Annotated in this window: 17 protein-coding genes; 12 read left to right on the top strand and 5 right to left on the bottom strand. The window is 66.0% G+C overall.

The genetic code is table 11. The annotated features are described in order from the left end of the window. The first annotated feature begins 47 nt into the window (after positions 1-47). Together ACX3O0_RS08790 and ACX3O0_RS08785 are read left to right on the top strand one after the other, a co-directional pair. A complete protein-coding gene (locus ACX3O0_RS08790; RefSeq protein ID WP_459107468.1) occupies positions 48-1,130 on the top strand; it encodes a response regulator in 1,083 nt (360 codons plus the stop codon). Next, positions 1,127-2,884, top strand: a complete 1,758-nt coding sequence (locus tag ACX3O0_RS08785; protein WP_459093297.1) for a sensor histidine kinase — start codon at positions 1,127-1,129, stop codon at positions 2,882-2,884. The genes ACX3O0_RS08790 and ACX3O0_RS08785 overlap by 4 nt, the downstream gene beginning before the upstream one ends. A 108-nt stretch (positions 2,885-2,992) precedes the next feature. Here ACX3O0_RS08785 and ACX3O0_RS08780 read toward each other — a convergent pair whose 3' ends face one another. Continuing rightward, on the bottom strand, positions 2,993-4,195 hold the full coding sequence (locus ACX3O0_RS08780) for an aminotransferase class I/II-fold pyridoxal phosphate-dependent enzyme (protein ID WP_459107467.1): 1,203 nt from the start codon (positions 4,193-4,195) through the stop codon (positions 2,993-2,995). A gap of 274 nt (positions 4,196-4,469) precedes the next feature. Here ACX3O0_RS08780 and ACX3O0_RS08775 point away from each other — a divergent pair, with 274 nt between their 5' ends. The 8 genes from ACX3O0_RS08775 to ACX3O0_RS08740 all read left to right on the top strand — a co-directional run bounded on the left by ACX3O0_RS08775 (position 4,470) and on the right by ACX3O0_RS08740 (position 13,197). Further along, on the top strand, positions 4,470-5,021 hold the full coding sequence (locus ACX3O0_RS08775) for a hypothetical protein (protein ID WP_459107466.1): 552 nt from the start codon (positions 4,470-4,472) through the stop codon (positions 5,019-5,021). A gap of 155 nt (positions 5,022-5,176) precedes the next feature. Further along, entirely contained in the window at positions 5,177-5,794 is a 618-nt protein-coding gene (locus ACX3O0_RS08770) for a PKD domain-containing protein (RefSeq protein WP_459107465.1), read from the top strand. 151 nt (positions 5,795-5,945) lie between these two features. After that, positions 5,946-7,514 carry a S1C family serine protease gene (locus ACX3O0_RS08765; RefSeq protein WP_459107464.1) on the top strand — a complete coding sequence of 523 codons (1,569 nt, stop codon included), beginning with the start codon at positions 5,946-5,948 and terminating at the stop codon, positions 7,512-7,514. Positions 7,515-7,756: 242 nt separating this feature from the next. Beyond that, positions 7,757-8,740: a glycosyltransferase family 2 protein gene (locus ACX3O0_RS08760; RefSeq protein ID WP_459108465.1), complete on the top strand. Its 984-nt coding sequence runs from the start codon at positions 7,757-7,759 to the stop codon at positions 8,738-8,740. Positions 8,741-8,743: 3 nt separating this feature from the next. Beyond that, positions 8,744-9,556, top strand: coding sequence for a CDP-alcohol phosphatidyltransferase family protein (locus tag ACX3O0_RS08755; protein ID WP_459107463.1), 813 nt, complete (start codon positions 8,744-8,746; stop codon positions 9,554-9,556). A gap of 38 nt (positions 9,557-9,594) precedes the next feature. Further along, on the top strand, positions 9,595-10,497 hold the full coding sequence (locus ACX3O0_RS08750; protein ID WP_459093337.1) for a glycosyltransferase family 2 protein: 903 nt from the start codon (positions 9,595-9,597) through the stop codon (positions 10,495-10,497). Between the two features lie 4 nt (positions 10,498-10,501). Then, entirely contained in the window at positions 10,502-11,806 is a 1,305-nt protein-coding gene (locus ACX3O0_RS08745; protein ID WP_459107462.1) for a CDP-glycerol glycerophosphotransferase family protein, read from the top strand. A 92-nt stretch (positions 11,807-11,898) separates the two neighbouring features. After that, on the top strand, positions 11,899-13,197 hold the full coding sequence (locus ACX3O0_RS08740) for a CDP-glycerol glycerophosphotransferase family protein (RefSeq protein ID WP_459107461.1): 1,299 nt from the start codon (positions 11,899-11,901) through the stop codon (positions 13,195-13,197). A 60-nt stretch (positions 13,198-13,257) separates the two neighbouring features. On the opposite strand, the gene ACX3O0_RS08735 is transcribed toward ACX3O0_RS08740, so the two are convergent. The 4 genes from ACX3O0_RS08735 to ACX3O0_RS08720 form a co-directional block, all read right to left on the bottom strand. Beyond that, positions 13,258-14,067, bottom strand: coding sequence for a hypothetical protein (locus ACX3O0_RS08735; protein ID WP_459107460.1), 810 nt, complete (start codon positions 14,065-14,067; stop codon positions 13,258-13,260). 370 nt (positions 14,068-14,437) lie between these two features. Further along, entirely contained in the window at positions 14,438-15,208 is a 771-nt protein-coding gene (locus ACX3O0_RS08730) for an ABC transporter ATP-binding protein (RefSeq protein ID WP_459093289.1), read from the bottom strand. Further along, positions 15,208-16,008 (bottom strand): ABC transporter permease, encoded by an 801-nt coding sequence (locus ACX3O0_RS08725; protein ID WP_459107459.1) that lies wholly within the window; start codon positions 16,006-16,008, stop codon positions 15,208-15,210. The genes ACX3O0_RS08730 and ACX3O0_RS08725 overlap by 1 nt, the downstream gene beginning before the upstream one ends. Before the next feature lie 126 nt (positions 16,009-16,134). Beyond that, complete coding sequence (locus tag ACX3O0_RS08720; protein WP_459107458.1) at positions 16,135-16,827, bottom strand: phosphocholine cytidylyltransferase family protein; 693 nt, start codon at positions 16,825-16,827, stop codon at positions 16,135-16,137. Between the two features lie 216 nt (positions 16,828-17,043). Here ACX3O0_RS08720 and ACX3O0_RS08715 point away from each other — a divergent pair, with 216 nt between their 5' ends. Then, positions 17,044-18,003, top strand: coding sequence for an ABC transporter ATP-binding protein (locus tag ACX3O0_RS08715; protein ID WP_459107457.1), 960 nt, complete (start codon positions 17,044-17,046; stop codon positions 18,001-18,003). Then, the gene (locus ACX3O0_RS08710; RefSeq protein WP_459107456.1) at positions 17,979-19,547 is read left to right on the top strand and encodes an ABC transporter permease; all 1,569 of its coding nucleotides are present in this window, start codon (positions 17,979-17,981) and stop codon (positions 19,545-19,547) included. Before ACX3O0_RS08715 ends, ACX3O0_RS08710 begins: the two co-directional genes overlap by 25 nt. Positions 19,548-19,594: the final 47 nt, after the last annotated feature.

Genomic DNA, 19,594 nt, shown 5'->3' with positions numbered 1-19,594 from the left:
GATAGTCTCGGTAGAGGCACTCGAGGGGTGGCAGGGGGAGTTTGATCGTGGTTGAGCCTTATCGGGTCATCGTTGTCGAGGATGACCCCGACGTCGCGTTCTACATCAAGACCGTGTTGACGAAGAACGGATGCATCGTCCAGACGTTCGTAGACCCAGCGTTCGCCCAGCAGGCGATGAGGTTGTATGAACCGGATGTTGTCATCACCGACATCGAGATGCCCGGCATCAGCGGCCTGGAACTGATCAACCTGGTACGCCTGGTCCGGCCGGGAACCCCCGTGGTCGTGATGACGGCCCACGCATCAGCCGACTATGCCATTGAGGCGCTGCGCAACAACGCCGATGAATTCCTGACCAAGCCGATCGCATCCGCCGAGCTCATCTCCATCGTGTCCCGCCTGGCTGAGGAGTTCCGCGCCGCGAAGGGCACCATGACCGAGCCCGAAACCGTACTGGCGATCGGCGCCCACCCGAGCGATATCGAGGTCGGTGTCGGCGGCATCCTGGCTGCACACAAGGCGGCCGGCGACAACATCAACCTGCTGATCATGTCCCGCGGCGGACGCAAGGGAAACGTGGGCTCCCGGCAGAACGAGGCGTTCATGTCGGCAGAGTTGCTCGGTGCCAGGCTCATTCTCGAAGACCTGGTCGACACCGAAATCAGTAGCGCCGAGCCCACCGTCGGCCTGATCGACAAGGCCGTGCGAGAGGTCAACCCGACGATCGTCTACGTGCACAGCGACCGCGATCTGCACCAGGACCACCGTGCCGTGCACGCAGCAACTCTGCTCGCCACGCGCGGAGTGCGGACGGTCTCCTGCTACCAGAGCGCGTCATCGACCGCCGACTTCCGCCCCAACCGGTTCATGAATGTCGACGGTTTCATCGAGGCTAAGGCCGAACTCGTCGGATGCCACAAGTCGCAGGTGGAGACCAGCCGCTACTACGCGCTCGACTTCGTCACGGCCACCGCCCGCTACTGGTCCCGTTTCGGCGACGGCGACTACTGCGAACCGCTCGAGATCGTTCGCGACTCGACGGATGTCTCGGCTGGCACCCAGGATGTCGCCCAGGCCCTGAAGCAGCACCGGCTTGCCCAGGGCCGGCTCCGTCAACTCCCGCAGTGACCGCACCTCGCATGAAATTCCGTCGGCTGGCGCAGGCGTTCACGCCGGAAGACGTCTCCCCGGTCATCAAGCAGGCTGCGACCACCCTCGCGTTCGCATTCGCGCTCTACATCGTGTTCACGGTGCCTGGGTATGAGATCACCGACTGGTTCAGCATCTGGGCGTCCATTGGCCTGATGGTGCTCGCCGTCGCGTTCTCGGTGGCCTTCTCGACTACCAAGTCGAAAACGCACTGGACGATCATCATCCCGGTGATCTCGCTGATGGCAATCGGCGTGCTGCGCGCTGGTGCAGGCGGACTGTTCTCCGTCGTCGCCATCCTCCCGCTAGTCTGGATCGCCTCCGAGGAGGGCCGTCGTTGGGTGGTGCTCGCCATCGTCGCCACCGCCGCGTCGCTTTCGCTGGAAACCACCTGGCATGGCGAGACCCCGACCGATAGCGACCTTGCCAGCACGATCTTCACGCCGTTGGTGTTCGGTCTCGCCGCGCTGGTCATCAACGAGATCGCCCGTCAGAGCCGCAAACGCATCAAGGCGAACCGAATACTGATGGAGCAGCGTGAAACGATGCTCGCCCAGGCAGTCGAGTACGTTCGCCGGCTTCGCGAGAACGAGCGGCGGCTGGAGGAGGCGGAACAGTTCACCCGCAGCATCCTGGACTCCGTCACGCTGCAGGCGGTCATCGCCACCAACCTGACCGGCCTGATCGATGCGTTCAACGACGGTGCAGAGTCGATGTTCGGACTTGAGGCTGCCGCTGTGAAGTTCAAGCGGCACATCTCCGACTTCCACGATCCGGATGAGCTGGAGGCGCGTGCGCGCGAACTGAACTACCCGGCTGGTGCGACGGTGCTGAACCCCGGGTTCTCTGCGCTGGTCGAGAAGGCAAGGCTGGGCGGCGCCGAACAGCACGAGTGGACCTGGATCAGGGCGGATGGCACACCTTTCCCGGTCGAGGTCGCTGTCACCCCGCGCTTGGACGAAGAAGGCAAGGTCGTCGGCTACATCTTCCTGGGCACCGACATCACTGAGCACAAGGAGGTCGCCAAGCTGCAGGACGACTTCGTCGGCCTGGTGTCGCACGAACTCCGAACGCCTCTCACGTCGATCCTCGGCTACCTCGAGTTGTTGCGCGATGACGCCACCGAGCCGCTGTCCGACGTGCAAAAGCAGTACCTGGCGGTGGCCGAGCGCAACGCGCAGCGGTTGCTGCACCTGGTCGGCGACCTGCTGTTCACGGCGCAGGTGGCATCCGACAAGTTCCCGATCGAGATCGCCGACGTCGACCTCTGTGCGGTGATCGGGGCATCCATCGACACCGCGCGCCCGTCGTCGCAGGCTTCGAACGTTCTTCTCCTCTATAAGGAGGCTCCGGAACCGATCATGATTCGCGGGGACGTGGTCAGGCTCGGCCAGGCCGTCGACAACCTGCTGTCGAATGCCATCAAGTTCACCCCCCGTGGGGGCACGGTCACCGTCAAGCTGGACCAGGCGGATGACACGGTCACCATCTCGGTGAAGGACACCGGTATGGGGATCCCGGCTGACGAGCTCTCGCTGCTCGCCTCACGTTTCTTCCGGGCGTCCACCGCCACCAGGAACGCCGTTCAGGGCGTCGGCCTCGGCATGTCGATCACCAAGGCGATCGTCACCTCGCATCGCGGCCAGCTGGACGTGGAGAGCGAGGTCGGCGTCGGCACGACGTTCCGGGTGGTGCTGCCGATTCGCATGGCCGACGAGGAGCACGCGGCCTGACCCCGTGCAGCCTGGTGTTGCGCGTCTTGATGTTGCTCGTCCTGAGGTCCCGCAGCCCACCCGTCAGCTACGGACACGCTCGTACAGGCGCCCGCGCCGGGTGTGTCCTCAGCTGACGGGTGGAAGCTCGGCGAGCTGAGCGGATGCGCGTTCCAGCAGTTCCCGCTTCTTGCAGAACGCGAACCGCAGGTGCGTGTTGAACGACTCCCGCGTTCCCGGGCGTACGAAAGCGGTGACCGGAATGCCGACCACGCCGGCCAGGCCCGGAAGTCTGCGACTGAAGTCCGCAGCATCCGTCACGCCCAGCGGCGCGGCATCCGCAACGATGAAGTAGCCGGCATCCGGGAGTGAGATGGTGAAGCCGGCCTGCCTCAGGCCGTCGGCGAGAATGTCGCGCTTGGCGCGCAGGTCGTCGGCAACACCGTGGAAGTAGCTGTCTGGCAGGCCGAGTCCGACCGCCATCGCCGGCTGGAATGGGGCTCCGTTCACGAACGTCAGGTACTGCTTCACGGCGAGAATCGGCTGCAGCAGTTCGGCCGGGGCGGTGAGCCAGCCGATCTTCCACCCGGTCGTGTTGAATGTCTTCCCGCCGCTGGAGATGGTGACGGTGCGCTCACGCGCTCCAGGCAGCGTGGCGATCGGGATGTGCGGAACGCCGAAGGTGAGGTGCTCGTACACCTCGTCGGTGACGATGATCGCGTCGTGCTTGTGGGCGAGCTCGACGACCAGCTCGAGCGTTTCGAGGGGGAGCACGGCGCCGGTCGGGTTGTGCGGACTGTTCAGCAGGATGAGCCGGGTGTTGTCGTTCACGGCGGCCCGCAGGTCGTCGTGGTCCGGCTGGAAGTGCGGCGCCCGCAACTGCACGGTGCGGTGCACGGCCTTGTTGAGCGCGATCACCGCGGCGTAGGAGTCGTAGAACGGCTCGAGCGTGACTACTTCGTCGCCCTCATCGGTGAGGGCGAGGATCGTCGCTGCCAGCGCCTCCGTCGCGCCCGCAGTGACCAGCACATCGGTGTCGGGGTCGATCTCGAGGTTGTAGAAGCGTCGCTGGTGGTCGGAGATGGCGTGACGCAACACGGGGAGCCCGACGCCAGGCGGGTACTGGTTGATCCCGTCGCTGATCGCCTGGCGGGCAGCCTCGAGCACCTCGCTGGGGCCGTCCTCGTCGGGAAAACCCTGGCCGAGGTTGATGGCGCCCGTGGTGTGGGCCAGCGCCGACATCTCCGCGAAGATGGTCGGCTTCAACTCGCCGTCGTCACTGAGGAGCATCGCCCCGCGGGCCGTCCGTGCCCACGCCCCTGCAACCGTCACTGTCGCCCCTTCGCTGTCTGCCGTTGTTGTGCGTTGCTCGCCGACCTGTGTTTCGCTGGTCGAACCTGACTTCCGCAGGTCGAGCTTGTTTTCCGCAGGTCGAGCTTGTTTTCGCTGGTCGAGCTTGTCGAGACCAACCTATCGCGGCCGCCGTTCGAGCCCGTTGCGTTTCGCTGGTTGAGCTTGTCGAAACCCCCACGGGCAACCCGACCCCTTCTCGGCCCCTGTGGAAAATTCGCGCGCAGTCAACGCCGCACCCCCTACCCTCGTTCCTATGCGCTCAGCCCTGCCACTCGCGGCCGTCACCATCGCGGTTGCGGTGCTTCTGAGCGGATGCGTTCCGGTAGACCCTGAGGTCACGCCACCACCCGAGCCCAGCACCGAGCCGATCTTCGCCTCCGACGAGGAGGCGCTCGCCGCCGCGACGGATGCCTATGCGGCGTACCTGGCGATGTCAGACCTGATAGCGCAGGAGGGTGGGGTGAACCCGGAGCGCATTGCCCCGTATGTGACTGAGGAGTGGTTGGAACGCGAATTGACTGGCTTCAGTGCAATTTCGAACTCGACACGGCATCAAGTGGGCGCATCAGCGTTTGAGGACGTAACGCTTCAGCACGTTGAGGACACGATCGATTACAAGGCAGTCACCGTGTACGTGTGTCACGACGCGACAGGCGTTCGGATCTTCGACAGTTCGGGAATGGACGTGACCCCTCCGGCCCTTGCCGATCCGTGGAAATCTGAGGTCACGTTCGAAGTAGATCCGGCTGCTGACCATCTTCTATTAGCAGGGAATGATCCATGGGTCCGCGAAGACGGTTGTTAACTTGGCTGGTTTTTTGTTCTGCATTGGTTCTGGTGTTCGGCGCGTCTCCAGTCGTTGCAGAGCCGTCTGGCTGCTCGCTGGGTGAATCCTACGCAGGGATTTGTCCCACGGTCGGCGGAGAGATCGTTGACGGTGGCGTGGAGCTGGGCGGTGAGGTGGCAGTCCCTGGATCCGGCAACGGTGGCGGCAACGGCCCCGGGGGTACCGGAAGCACGACCCCGGTTGTCGCCCCGCCGCAACCGGGCCAATGGCTGCCGGGCAGCGATCGCGGCGCCCCCACGGTGACCGGTCCGGTGACGCTGAGTGACCTGGTGAACTTCCGGCCTGCGCCGGGCGTCGACCATATGGAGCCCAACGGTTGGATGATCGTCGGCCTCGACACCAACTTCTATGCCAGGTCCGCCGTGCAGGTGCAGGACGGTCTGCTGTTGGGGGAGCCGGCATCCGTTCGTTTCACCCCGGTGCGCTACCACTGGACCTACGGCGACGGCACGCGAGCATCACGCTCGATGCCAGGCACGACCTGGCGCGCTCTGGGAGTCGATGAGTTCGATCCGACGCCGACCAGCCACGTTTACACGTCATCCGGCACCTACTACATCGATCTCACCATCGACTTCGCAGCCGAATACCGGTGGGCCGGGGGCGGCTGGACCACCATCGCCGGAACCATCCCGGTGCCGGCGAACCGGCTGGTCGCCACCGCCGGCGGAGCCAAGACGGTGCTGGTCGAGCACGAGTGCACGCTCAACCCGACCGGTCCCGGCTGCTGACAACCCGATCCGCCCTCGAACGAGCGCAGCTGGCGAAAATGCCCCTGCCCGCGCCGCCGTTCAACCAACGAGCGGCGCGCTCTCAGTGTGCGCAAATAGAATGCTCAGGTTGCCGGTGAAAGCTGGCTGCGCCGCCTGAAAGGAGCACCCGATGTCCGACAACACACCGTCGCAGCCGAAGCCCGAGTCCGAGACCCCGAGCACCGAACCGAACACCGACCCGAGCATTCCGAACCCGAACCCGGACCCGACCGAGCCCGAGACTCCGCAAACAACGCCGAGCACTGAGCCCGACGCCCCGCGTAGGGAACCCAGCAACCCGAGCGCACCAGACCCCACCACGCCGACCACGCCGGCACCGAGCCCCGGGGCGCCACCGGCACCCCCCGCTCCGCCAGTACCGCCGACCGGGTCGCACCCGCAGCAAGCGTCCGCGACACACCAGTCCACGGCACACCCGTCGCCGGCACAATCGGCGTCAGCGCCACAAACGGCGCCAGCCGAGAAGCGCAACGGCAACGTCGGCGTGATCGCCGCGCTCGCCGTCGGTGCCCTGATCGGTGGTGTGTCCGGGGCCGGCGTGACCGCCATCGCCTTCAACAACAATGGCGGCCAAAGCTCCACGATCAGCCCGACCGACACCAACATCACCGTCAACGACCCGGGCAACGCGACCACCATCACTGCGGTGGCTGCGGAAGCCGCCCAGTCAGTCGTGACGATCTCGGTTCGCGGCGAAGGAGCATCCGGAAGCGGTTCCGGCGTGTTCCTGAGCGATGACGGTTACGTTCTGACCAACGCCCACGTCGCCACCCTGAGTGGCGCGACGGCCGACCCTGCGCTGAAGGTGCAGACCTCTGACGGCCACCTCTACGACGCAAAGCTTGTCGGCAGCGACCCGATCGCCGACCTCGCCGTGGTGAAGATCGACGCGGAAGGGGTCGAGTTCAAGCCGGCGAAGTTCGCCGACTCGTCCCACCTCAACGTCGGTGACACGGTGGTCGCACTGGGCGCCCCGCTCGGCCTCCCCAATACGGTCACCAGCGGGATCATCAGCGCGCTGAACCGCAGCATCACCGTCTCGTCGTCCGCCGTTCCGGAGGAGACCGAAGACTCGGCGCCGCCGCCCGAGGATGACGGCAACAACAACGGCCCGTTCGATTTCTGGGAGTTCGACGACGATTCGGCGGAGCGCCCGGCGCCCACCGCCACGATCGCCCTCCCGGTGATCCAGACGGATGCCGCCATCAACCCCGGCAACTCCGGTGGTGCGCTGCTCGACTCTGACGGCAACGTGATCGGCATCAACGTGGCCATCGCCAGCGCGGGAGGCTCGCAGCAGGCATCCGGCAACATCGGCCTCGGGTTCGCGATCCCCTCCAACCTAGCCGAACGCGTCGCGGAGGAACTGATCGAAGACGGAACCGCGAGCCACGGCCTGCTGGGCGCGAGCGTGCTCAGCGTCTCCGACGACCAGGAGGCGTCAAGCATCAGCGCCACCGTCGGCTCTGTCATCAAGCAGGTCACGCCCGGTGGCGCTGCGGATGCCGCGGGGCTGCAGCCTGGCGACATCGTGACGCAGTTCAACGGTATGCCGATCACCAGCAGCACCGACCTCACCGCACAGGTGCGCGTGCTTCCTGGCGGGGCGGATGCTGAACTCGTCTACGTGCGCGGCGACCGCACCGAGACGGTCACCGTGACCCTCGGCGAACTGTAGAAACGCACCAGCCAGACAGCGACGTGCCGCCCGCTTCGGTGGGCGGCACGGTCGTGTTCACGTACCGGAATCACCGAGGTACGGAATACTAGGCTTAGCCTGGCCCACCTGCCGGGCCACCCATGACAAGGCGACGACTGGACAGAATGACGCGCGGAACCCCTGAGCATCCCGACAACGCCGGGACACCTCACGCTGACGGGCCCGCCGACCCCGACACCTTGCCCGGAGTGTCCTACGTGATGCCCGTGCTCAACGAGGTGGAGCACATCGAGGCCGCCGTGCTCAGCCTCGTCGACCAGGACTATGCCGGACCGTTCGAGGTCGTGCTGGCGCTCGGCCCCAGCGTCGACGGAACCAACCAGGTCATCGACGAACTGGCGAAAGCCGACCCGCGCATCCGCAGCATCCCCAACGAATTAGGTTCGACACCGGGCGGACTGAACGCGGCCATCCGGGCATCCAGCTACCCGGTCGTGGTCAGGGTGGATGCGCACTCCGTGCTTCCGCGCGACTACACGCGGCTCGGCGTTGCCACACTCCTTCGCAGTGGTGCAGACAACGTTGGCGGCATCATGAAGGCCGAAGGGGTGACCCCGTTCGAGAAGGCGGTCGCCCACGCCTACGGGGCGAAGGCGGGCCTGGGGGGCACGCCGCACCACGTCGGCGGGAAAGAAGGGCCGGCGGATACCGCTTACCTGGGCATCTTCCAGCGGCACCGCCTGGTCGAGGTCGGCCTCTTCGATGAGGGCATCAAGCGCGGACAGGACTGGGAACTGAACCGGCGGCTCCGGGCTAGCGGCGGGACCGTCTGGTTCACGCCCGAACTGGTCGTCGTCTACCGGCCCAGGTCGAGCCTGTCGAAGCTGGTGCGGCAATTCGTCGCGACCGGCATCTGGCGCGGCGAACTGGCGAGGCGTTTCGCTCGGGAGAACGGCATCCGCTACTTCATCCCGCCGGCGATGGTGCTCACGGTGCTGACCGGGATCGTGCTTGGGATTGTCGGGGTCGTGAACAACAACTGGCTCACGCTCGCGTTCATCCCGCCGGTGGTCTACGGCCTCTTCGTGCTGGCGGCGACCATCCCCGTGCTGACCGCCCATGGCATCCGCACCGCTGCGTGGTACCTGGTGGTGCTGCCCTGCATACACTTCGGGTGGGGAACCGGTTTCATCCTCGGGTTCCTCAAGCTCACGCGCAACATCACGGCACACACGGGAAGGTGACAATTGACGTCATCCGCCGGCGGCACCGCCCGCCCCACGTCCATCGCGCAACTGCGTGAAGTGTCGCAGCCGCCCGAGGTGCGCTCGCGTGCGAACGCCGAGCACTGGACCGCATCGCTTTACCTGCGTGATGTGTCGCCGTACCTCACCTGGCTGTTGCTGAGAACGTCGATCTCGGCGAATGGCGTCACCGGGCTGATGATCCTGGTCGGCTGGGCGACCGCACTCTCGCTGCTCGTGCCGGGGATCGCCGGTGCCGCCCTGGCGCTGGTGATGGGCCAGCTGCAGATGCTGGTGGACTGCTGCGACGGCGAGGTGGCACGCTGGCGCGGCACCAGTTCGCCAGCGGGGGTTTTCCTCGACAAGGTCGGGCATTACACGACGGAGGCGCTGATCCCGATCGTGATCGGCATCCGCGCCGCCGGCTACCCCTTCGAGGCCCCCGACGACTTCTTCTGGACCACCCTCGGTTTCGCCCTGGCGGTGTTCATCATCCTCAACAAGGCGCTCAACGACATGGTGCACGTCGCCCGCGCCAACGCCGGGCTGCCGAAACTGGCCGACCGCAAGGGGGAGGCGGAACCCAGCCAGCGGATGATCGCGAAGCTTCGTCGCGCGGCCCGCTTCGTGCCCTTCCACCGCCTGTACCACTCGGTCGAGTTGACCATGCTCGCGTTCCTGGCCGCCATCGTCGGCCTCTTCGTCGGCGCCGAGGTGGCCGACCGGGCCCTGTTGCTCGTGCTGGTTCCCCTCGCGCTGCTTGCGCTGCTCGGGCACTTCGTCGCCATCATGGCGTCGCGTCGGGTGCGCGCGTGACCGCTGAGAACCACCCAGAGTTGCCGTTCCGGAGAGATGTGCCCGTTCCGCCGGGCACATCTCTCCGGAACGGGCACAATCGCAGTGTCGGGGTGGTGGTACTCACCCAGGGGACGCGTCCGGATGACCTCGCAACGGGCATCCGCAGCGTGCTCGCCCAGACCGGGGTGGCCCTCGACGTGGTGGTGGTGGGCAACGGATGGCAGCCGACCGGACTCCCCAAAGGGGTGAAAGCCCTCGCCCTCGACGAGAACCTGGGCATTCCGGCTGGCCGCAACCGCGGCGTCGCCCAGGTGAGCGGCGACTACATCTTCTTTCTCGACGATGACGCGAACGTTCCGTCGCCGACTTTCCTGACGGATGCGATCGGCCTGATCGAAGCGGACCCGGGCATCGGCCTGGTGCAGCCGCGCGTGGTTGACCCGTCTGGCGTCACCAACCCGCGGCGCTGGGTTCCGCGCATCCGCAAGGGGGAGGCCACCCACTCCAGCAACGTCTTCTCGGTGTGGGAGGGCGCGGTGCTGTTGCCGCGCGCGGTATTCGACGCCACCGGAGGCTGGGCCGAGCCGTTCTTCTATGCCCACGAAGGCATAGAACTGGCCTGGCGGGTGTGGGACCAGGGACTGCGGGCCTGGTACGCGGGCGAGCTGGTGGCGCATCATCCGGCGATCGAGCCCACCAGGCACAGCTACTACTACCGGTTGAACGCGCGTAACCGCGTGTGGCTGGCGAAACGGAACCTGCCAGCGGTGTTCGTGCCGCTGTATGTCGGATGCTGGACCGGTGTGCAGGTCATCCGCTGGGCGCGCAGGCCCGCCGCGCTGAAGGCCTGGTTCGGCGGCTGGGCGGCCGGCTGGCGGGAGAGCGCAGGCGAGCGACGGAGCATCGGGTGGGTAACGGTTTGGCGGATGACGCTCGCCGGTCGCCCCCCGTTGATTTAATGTCATGGTGCCCTTGATCCACGATGTGAAGACCGCGACGCGGGTCGCCCGCAACCTGCTGCGATCGCGGCGGACGCGCCGGGAGCTGGCCAACCGTCGTGACAGCTTCGCCCCCCAGAGCCCGGGCAGCATCCAGATCGCCGTCTACTTCGCCGACACCAAGGTGAACCTCTACCAGTTGCGGCAGTGGTACGCGCCGCTCGCCGAGCTGTCGAAGAGCTGGCCGGTCGCCATCATCTCCCGCTCGCCCAGCGCGGCACTCCGCCTCATCGATGAGGCTCCGGTTCCCACTCTGTATCTGCGCAAGGTGGCCGACCTGGAGAGCTTCGTCAACGAGCAGGATCTCAAGATCGTGTTCTACGTGAACCAGAACGCGCGCAACTTCCAGATGTTCCGGTACGGGCGCATGTGGCACGTTTTCATCAACCACGGTGAAAGCGACAAGATGTACATGACCACCAACCAGTTCAAGGCATACGACTACAGCCTGGTTGCCGGCGATGCCGCAGTGGAGCGGCTGCGTCGCAAGCTCTGGGATTTCGACGTCGACGGGCGAACCATCAAGATCGGCCGGCCACAGGCCGACCATTTCGCCGGCGAGTTTCCATACACACCGGATGATCGCATCGTCGTGCTCTACGCCCCCACCTGGGAAGGTGACCGCGAGGCCGCGGCCTACGGCTCGGTGCAGTCGCACGGCGTGACCCTGATGGGCAAGCTGCTGGCTTCCGGCAAGCACCGGGTCATCTACCGTCCGCACCCCCGCAGCGGCGTGCTCGACCCGGGCTTCAAGCGGGCGAACGAGCAGATCATCGCGGCCATCGCGGCGGCTAACGCCCGCGACCCCCAGGCCCAGCACGTGTACGACGACGGCCCGACTCTCGGCTGGCAGCTGGCCGCCGCGGACGTCGCGATAACGGATGTCTCGGCCATGGTCTACGATCGCCTCGCCACCGGCAAACCGCTCCTGGTCGCGCGCCCGGTATCGGAGACTGCCGAAATCGATGAGAGCGGGTATCTGGGCGCAGCGGAGTGGCTGAACGCAGACCAGGCCGGTGACATCATCGACCTGATCGAGCGTGTGCGTACCAGTGACGAGGCGCAACGGCGTCTCGAGTACTGGGTGGAACGCCACTTCGGCGACACGACGCCCGGCGTAACCACCGCCCGGTTCCATGCGGCGGTCGAGCGACTCGTGACCGAGTGGCACCGCAACGCCGCGCTGCACGTCGGGGAGAAGCGGGTTCGGGAGTCCGACCCGTTCGACGCCGACGCCGATCAGGAAGACGACAGCCCCTCCGCCGACTGAGCACCAAGGCTGCTCGAGCTCGTCGAGACCCTGGCCCACGCCGAGGCCCCAACGCTGAACTCCTTCTCAGCTTCGGCTCCTACGCTCGAACAATGTCATTCGCAGACGATGTGCGCGCCGCACAGCGGGTCCTGCGCAACGGCTGGCGGTCTATGCGATCGCGAAACCGGCTGGCCGCAATGCCGGGTGCGTTGGAGCATCCGCCCCCCAATTCCGTACGAATCGCGGTCTACTATTCGGACAGCAACGTCAACCTCTACCAAGTGAGGCAGTGGTACGCGCCGCTGCTGGAGCTGTCGAAGACCTGGCCAGTGGTGGTCATCGCCCGGTCCCCGGGGGCGATGCTGCGCCTGCTCGAGGAGTGCCCGCTCCCGGTCGTCTACCTCCGCAAGATCGTGGACCTCGAGAATTTCGTGCTCGAGCAGAACCTGGCGGCGGTGCTGTACGTCAACCAGAACGCCCGCAATCTTCAGATGTTCCGGTACGGGCGCATGTGGCACGTTTTCATCAACCACGGTGAGAGCGACAAGGCCTACATGTCGAGCAACCAGTACAAGTCGTACGACTACGCCTTCATTGCAGGGCAGGCCGCAAGTGACCGCCTGCGCCACGCCCTATGGAACTACGACGTCGACGCTCGCACGTTTATGATCGGGCGGCCCCAGGCGGACTATTTTGCCGGGGAGCCGCCCTTCCCGCCAGACGGCCGAACGGTGGTGCTGTACGCGCCGACCTGGGAGGGCGACCGATCGTCGATGAACTACGGGTCCGTCGCGTCGCACGGCGTGGAGCTGACCAGCTCGCTGCTGGCCGACCCGAATTATCGCCTCATCTACCGGCCACACCCGCGCAGCGGGGTCGTCGACCGTGAGTATGGCCGCGCCAACGAGCAGATCATCGCAGCCATCCGCAAGGCGAATGCGACCGACCCGGATGCCCACCACGTGTACGACGACGGCGGCGCGATCGGCTGGCAGTTGGTGGTGGCGGATGTCGCTATTTCGGATGTCTCGGCGATGGTTTACGACCGACTGGCGACGGGAAAGCCGATCCTGATCACCCGGCCGGTGTCGCCGGACGCCGAGATCGACGACTCCGGCTACCTGGGTGCGTGCGAATGGCTCACCGTCGACGGGGCGCGGGACGTGATCTCCCAGGTGCACGCGGTGCTGAACAATCCGGATGCTCGAGAGCGGTTGCAGTTCTGGGTGGAACGGTACTTCGGCGACACCACCTCTGGAGTGGCAACCCAGCGCCTGCACGACGCCGTCGCCCGGCTGGTCGCCGAGTGGGAGCGGCACGCGAGGCTGCACGTGGACGACCCGCGAACCCGTGAGCCCGACCCCTTCGTGGAGGACGCCGAGCACGAGGAGGGCCTCCCCGCCACCTAGCCCCACGCCCCTGTGGGTTGAGTAGTCCGCGAAGCGGGCGTATCGAAACCGCGCTTCGGACTACCCGTTCGTCCCAGGCGGCAACTGCTTCCGCAACGGCACCACACGCATCCGTCGCTTCGCGCCGGGTTCCCGCAGTACCCTCACCCGCGGCTCAAGGTTTGCCGGGAACCCGGCCGGTGCAGGGCCGAACGCCTGCCGCGAGCTCTGCACGATCTTGCGCCCCAGGATGTTGCTGCCCACTCCGCCGATGACGGCGCCGATGCCGAACGGAAGCAGACGTCCGATCGCGTTGGTGGTGGTGGTCCGTGCGAACCGGGCGAGGAACGCGCGCTTGACCCGGTCGGCGATCGGCCCCATGAACGCTTGCGGCACGTTCCGGCCGATCACGTCGCCCCAGAAACGCGTGCGCGGCACGGCCTGACCCGTGGCCTGTGCAGCCAGGTTGCGCACCAGGTCGGCGCCAGACGTTCCGAGCATCATGGCCATGACGATCGTGCGTGCGCGGTCGGGGTCGGTGACGGCGATGCCGTGGATCTCGGTCACCGACTGCGCGAACAGGGCGCTCGCCTCCAGGAATACTGCGGTCTCGACCCCGGTGAGCGCGAGCCCGATGCCGGTTCCGACTCCAGGGATGACGGCGGATGCCCCAACTCCGGCACCGCCGGCCGTCACCGCGGTGAGGAAGTGGCGCTCCAGGATACGGATGATCTGCTCGGGCGAGGCATCCGGATGCCGCCGGCGAACGTTGCGTACATGCGCAAGCACGGCCGGCCGCTGTGTGGTGAGCAGCCGGTCGAAGCCGCGCACCGCCATCGGATGCTCGGCGACGTGCTCAGGGTTGATCTGGTTCGGGTCAACGACCTGCATGGCATCCTCTCGCTGGGTTCACCATCATAAGTCGCCGCGCTGATGGGTTGTCGGTTGCCCCCACTTGCCAACGATGACCGGCCTTTCATCGATGAGAGGTTATGCCGGGTTCATCGAAGACAAGCGAGGGCACGCTTCAGCGACTACCGTGGTGACACCATGAATCCCCAATCGCTTACCGACTCCTACTCCGCTGCCTGGGCTGAATGGGAGCAGTCCGGAGAAGACGAACTGTGGGAGTGCGTCGCAGCCGACTTTTGATCGTAACGATGACGAGGTTTGTCGTCGATGACGGTGTTTAGAACAGGCGCATCGTCGACAAACACCGTCATCGTCAGACGACTCGCTTGTGAGCCTCGACGAACTGAAGTTACGCGGGCTCGCCGTAATCGGCGTTGTAGCGGTCGAGCACCTCGCCGATCGAGGAATCCAGCACGAGCGCCCCCTTGTCCAGGTACAGGCCGCGGGTGCAGAACCGCTTCAGGTCTTTCTCGTTGTGGGACACGAAGAACAGGGTGCGACCACCGGTGAGCAGTTCCTCGATGCGGCGGTAGCACTTCTCGCGGAAGGCCTTGTCGCCGACCGCCAGCACCTCGTCGACGAGGATGATCGGCTCCTCCAGCCGGGAGATCACGGCGAACGCGATGCGCACCTTCATCCCGCTCGACAGGTGCTTGTACGGGGTGTCCAGGAAGTCGCCGATCTCGGCGAAGTCGATGATCTCGTCGAAGCGGGCCTCGATCTCGTGCCGCTTCATGCCGTGCAGCCCGGCAGTGAGGAACACGTTGTCGCGCACGGTGAGGTCATCGACGAAACCGCCGGTGATCTCGATCAGCGGCGCAACACCGCCGTGCACGCTCACCGAACCCTCGTCGGGCAGGATCACCTCGGCGACCAGCTTCAGCAACGTCGACTTGCCCTGGCCGTTGCGCCCGACCACGCCGATAGCCTCGCCGGCGGCCACCGTGAAGTCCACATCGCGCAGCGCCCAGAACTCGCCGGGCCGGCTGCGCCGCCTGCTGCCGGCGAACAGGTCCTTGAACGAGCGGCGGGCGCGACGATTCCTCTTGAAGCGGATGCCGGCATCCGCCACCGTGATGACCGGCGCCCCTTCGACGTGCTCGCTGACCGTGGTGGACATCAGATCTCCTTCAGCACGGCACGCTCGGTGCGTTTGAAGATCATGAGGCCCAACACCAGGAACAGCACGCACATCGCCCCCCCGATGCCGACGGTCAGCCAGTCGAGCTGGTCGGGGAAGAACGCCGCGCGGTACAGGCTGAAGATGCCGGCCAGCGGGTTGAAGGACGCCCAGAAGCGCAGGTCCTCCGGAAGGTCGACGACGCCGTAGATGATCGGCGAGGCATAGAAGAGGAACCGCAACGCCAGCTTGGTGGCGCGCTCCAGGTCGCGGAAGAAGACCACCAGCGGTGCGACGATCAGGCCGATGCCGGTCACCAGCATCGCCTGCAACAGCAGCGCGAGCGGGAAGAACACGACCTGCCAGTGCAGCTGGGCCCCGGGGGAGAAGACCGCGAACACGACGAGCACCGGGATGCTGGCGATGAACTCGATGCCCTTCGACAGCACCAGGCGATTCACCCAGATCGTGCGTGGGATCTTGGTGGAGCGTACCAGCTTCGCCTCGCGCAGGAAGGCACGCGTACTGTCGGAGACGGCGCCGTTGAACCACATCCACGGCAGCAACGCGGTGAGCAGGAACACGATGTACGGCTCTTCGCCCACCGGGCGTTCGAACACCTGCGTGAACACGAACCAGTAGATCCCGGCCATGACCAGCGGGTCGAGGATCGACCAGACATAGCCAAGGGCGGATGTCGAATACCGCACCCGGAGGTCGCGAACGGTCAGCAGCCAGAGGGAATGGCGATACCGTTCGAACGGCGACCACGCTGGTCGGGTTGGGGCGAGTGCGGACACGACCACTATCGTATGGTCTCGCGCATGCGGGTTGAGTAAGTCGCTTAGCGACCGTATCGAAACCGAGGTCTCGATACGCGTCTTCGCTGCGCTCAGGCGCTACTCGACCCGCATGAGGAATGCGGGTTACACGAAGAGGTTCGCGCGCTCCAGGTCTTCCTGGAAGTCCACCTCGACCGCGTACAGGTCGGAGATGTCGACCGGCTCGAAGCGCAGGCCGTTCTGCTCGATCGCCAGCTCGATGCCGCGCTCGAAGTAGTCCTGACCGCCGACCCGGCCCAGCTGGCGGAGCAGCACGGCCTTGTCGTCGCGTGAAACGTAGTTGATTCCTACGGCCTCGCCCAGCCCGCCCTTGACGGTCTTGGACAGTTCGCGGATGTAGCCCTCAGCATCCGTCGTGTACTTGACCTCTTCATCCGCCACCCGTGAGGTGTTGACGGAGATGAACGACTGGTCGCGGGCGACCAGCTTGGCGGCACGCTCCAGGGTCTCGGGGTCGAAGACGACGTCACCGTTCATCCACAGCACGCCACCGGGGGCGGATGCCCGCAGCGCGCGCATCAGGGACTTGGACGTGTTCGTCTGGTCGTACTGCTCGTTGTAGACGAAGTTTGCCTCGGGGAACGCCTCGATGATGTGCTCGAGCTTGTAGCCGACGACGATCGTCACCTTCGCGTTGTTTCCGAACGCGTAACGGATGTTGTCGAACTGCTGCTGCATGATGGTGCGGCCGTCGCTGAGTTCAGTCAGGGGCTTGGGCAGCGAACGACCGAGACGGCTGCCCATTCCGGCTGCCAGGATGACGATCTGCGTGCTCACGAGTTTCTCCTCAATGTCTGTGACCTGCCGCACTCGGCAATCCGTGGGGTTCACCGATTGTTGGGGGCGCGACTGTTGACTAGACACCTCGTTGTGCTCTAAGTACGTTACCGGCGGATTCACCGTTCTCACAGGATTCACAGGTGCTTGTAGTCAATTTGTGATGAGCCCGTCAGCGTGGCTCCCGATGCCCGGCCGCGTTGGTACGGTTGCTGTGTGGCCACCGAACCGATCGCATCCGAGACCCGGTATTCGCTGGAGGATGCGCTGGCCCGCTTCGACACCCTCATCGATCAGCTGTCGTCGGCCACGGATGATGCCGTCACCGACGAGGTCGATGAACTGCAGGCGGATGCCACTGAGCCCGTCATCGAGGAGCGCGCCCCGGTCACGAGGCCGGCGAAGCGCCCCACCGGCGAGTTGGTGTTGCAGGTGAGCGGCCTGGTGAAGTCGTTCGGCGACACTGTCGCCGTCGACCGCATCGACCTCGACGTGCGTCCCGGAACGATCTTCGGCATCGTCGGCCCGAACGGTGCGGGCAAGACCACGACGCTGTCGATGGTCACCGGGCTGCTGCGCCCGGATGCCGGCGAGATCAAGCTGGCCGGCGCCGACGTGTGGGCGGATGCCTCGCGAGCGAAACGGGAGATGGGCATTCTGCCCGACCGCCTCATCCTGTTCGACCGCCTGACCGGCCGCCAGCTGCTGCACTATGCCGGCCTGCTTCACGGGATGGACACGAAGACGGTGAAGGCGCGCACCGCCGACCTGGTCTCCACCATCGGCCTGGACGAGGCGCAGCACCGCCTGGTCACCGACTACTCGGCGGGCATGACGAAGAAGGTGGCGCTCGCTGCGGCGATGATCCACGCCCCGCGCCTGCTGGTGCTCGATGAGCCGTTCGAGTCAGTCGATACGGTTTCCGCTGAGCGCATCATCGACATCCTGAACCGCTACGTCGCTGCGGGCGGAACGGTCATTCTGTCCAGCCACAGCATGGACCTGATCGAGCGCATCTGCGATGCGGTCGCGGTGATCGTCGACGGACGCATCCTGGCGACCGGCACGGTGGCGGATGTTCGTGGTGACCAGTCGCTGGAGGAGCGGTTCGTCGACCTGGTCAAGACGAACAATGCGGGGGAGGACCTGGAGTGGTTGCGGTCTTTCTCCGACTGAGGCTCGCGCAACTCGCGAACTCGCTGCGTCGTCCGCCGGTGCACCTGCTCGGACTCGCCGTGCTGCTCGGCTACGCCATCGCCGGCACCATGACCGCTCTGGGCGCTGTTGACGACTTGCGCATGGCCGACACCGACTTCGCGGCAAGCGTGATCGTCGTCTGCGGCTCACTGACCATCTTCCTGTTCCTCTTCATCCCACTGTTCTTCGGGTCTGACGACCCGGCAGACCCGCGCGCCTGCGCGACCAGCGGGTTGCAGCCGCGGCAGATCGCCACCGGACTGGCCGTTTCTGCGCTTCTCAGCGTCCCGGCGCTGCTGCTGGCAGTTCTGGCTGGTTCGCAGGTCCGTGCCTGGCTGGAGCATCCGGATGCCGTGGTCGTCGCCGTCGTCGCTGCCATCGTCATCGTCGCTACCGGGGTGCTCGGTGCCAGGCTCACCCGGTCGATCGCCGCGTTCTGGCTGCACGGCAGGCGGGCCCGCGAGATCGTCGGGCTGATCGTGACCGGCATGCTGCTGGTGGTCAGCCCCGGCCTGATCGCCATCGCGTCGACCGACTGGTCGACTCGCGACGCGCGGTCGAGGCTGGCGGATGTCGCGCAGACGCTCAGCGAGACACCCCTCGGCGCGCCGTGGGCGGCTCCGGCACTGGCTGCCGGCGGCGACTCGGAGGGAGCCTGGCTGCTGCTCCTGTACGGGGTGGTCGTTCTCCTGGTGCTGTGGATTCTCTGGCAACTCCTGGTCGCACGGATGCTGGTCACCCCCCACCGGCCGGAGACGGTGATTCGCGCGACCGGGCTCGGCTGGTTCGCCGTGATGCCGGGCAATCCGCTCGGCGCGATCGCCGCCCGCAGCCTCAGCTACTGGATGCGCGACGGCCGGTACCGGCTTGCCCTGCTGGTCGTCCCCGTCGTCCCGATCCTGCTGATCGTCCCGTTGCTTATCGCGGGGGTCTGGTGGCAGAACCTCGCCCTGATTCCCCTTCCGGTGATGTGTCTCTTCCTGGGCTGGATGATCCACAACGACATCTCCACCGACAACACGGCCCTCTGGCTGCACCTGGCGACCGAGACCTCAGGCTGGGCCGACCGTATCGGCCGAACCGTCCCCCCGCTGCTGTTGGGCATCCCGCTCATCGCCATCGGAGCGCCGATCACCGCGCGGCTCTACGGGGTTCCGGATGTCCTGCCAGCCGTTTTCGGAGTCAGCGTCTGCCTGCTGCTGGCCGGGCTGGGAATCTCCAGTGTCGTGTCTGCCCGGCATCCGTACCCCACGGTGCGCCCAGGGGACAGCCCGTTCGCGCAACCGCAGTCGACTGCGTCGTCGCCCGGGCAGGCGCTCTCATTCTTCGGCACCATCCTGGTCACCTCGCCCGTGCTGGTGCTCGCCGGCCTCGGGCTGGGCGTCGGTGAGGACTGGAACCGGCTGGCGCTCATTGCGGGGCTCGCCATCGGCGTCGGCAGCTACACCCTCGGGGTGAGTATCGGGGCGCGGACGTTCGCCAAGCGCGCCCCCGAACTGCTCGCCTTCAACCTGCGCAACTGACCGCGGCGTCTCGCGCATTTCTGATGCACCAGCTCGTGCACGTGCTG

This window comes from Homoserinimonas sp. A447, from assembly GCF_054489325.1.
The sequence above is the reverse complement of the archived record's forward strand: the minus strand, read 5'-3'. Positions and strand labels throughout refer to the sequence as shown.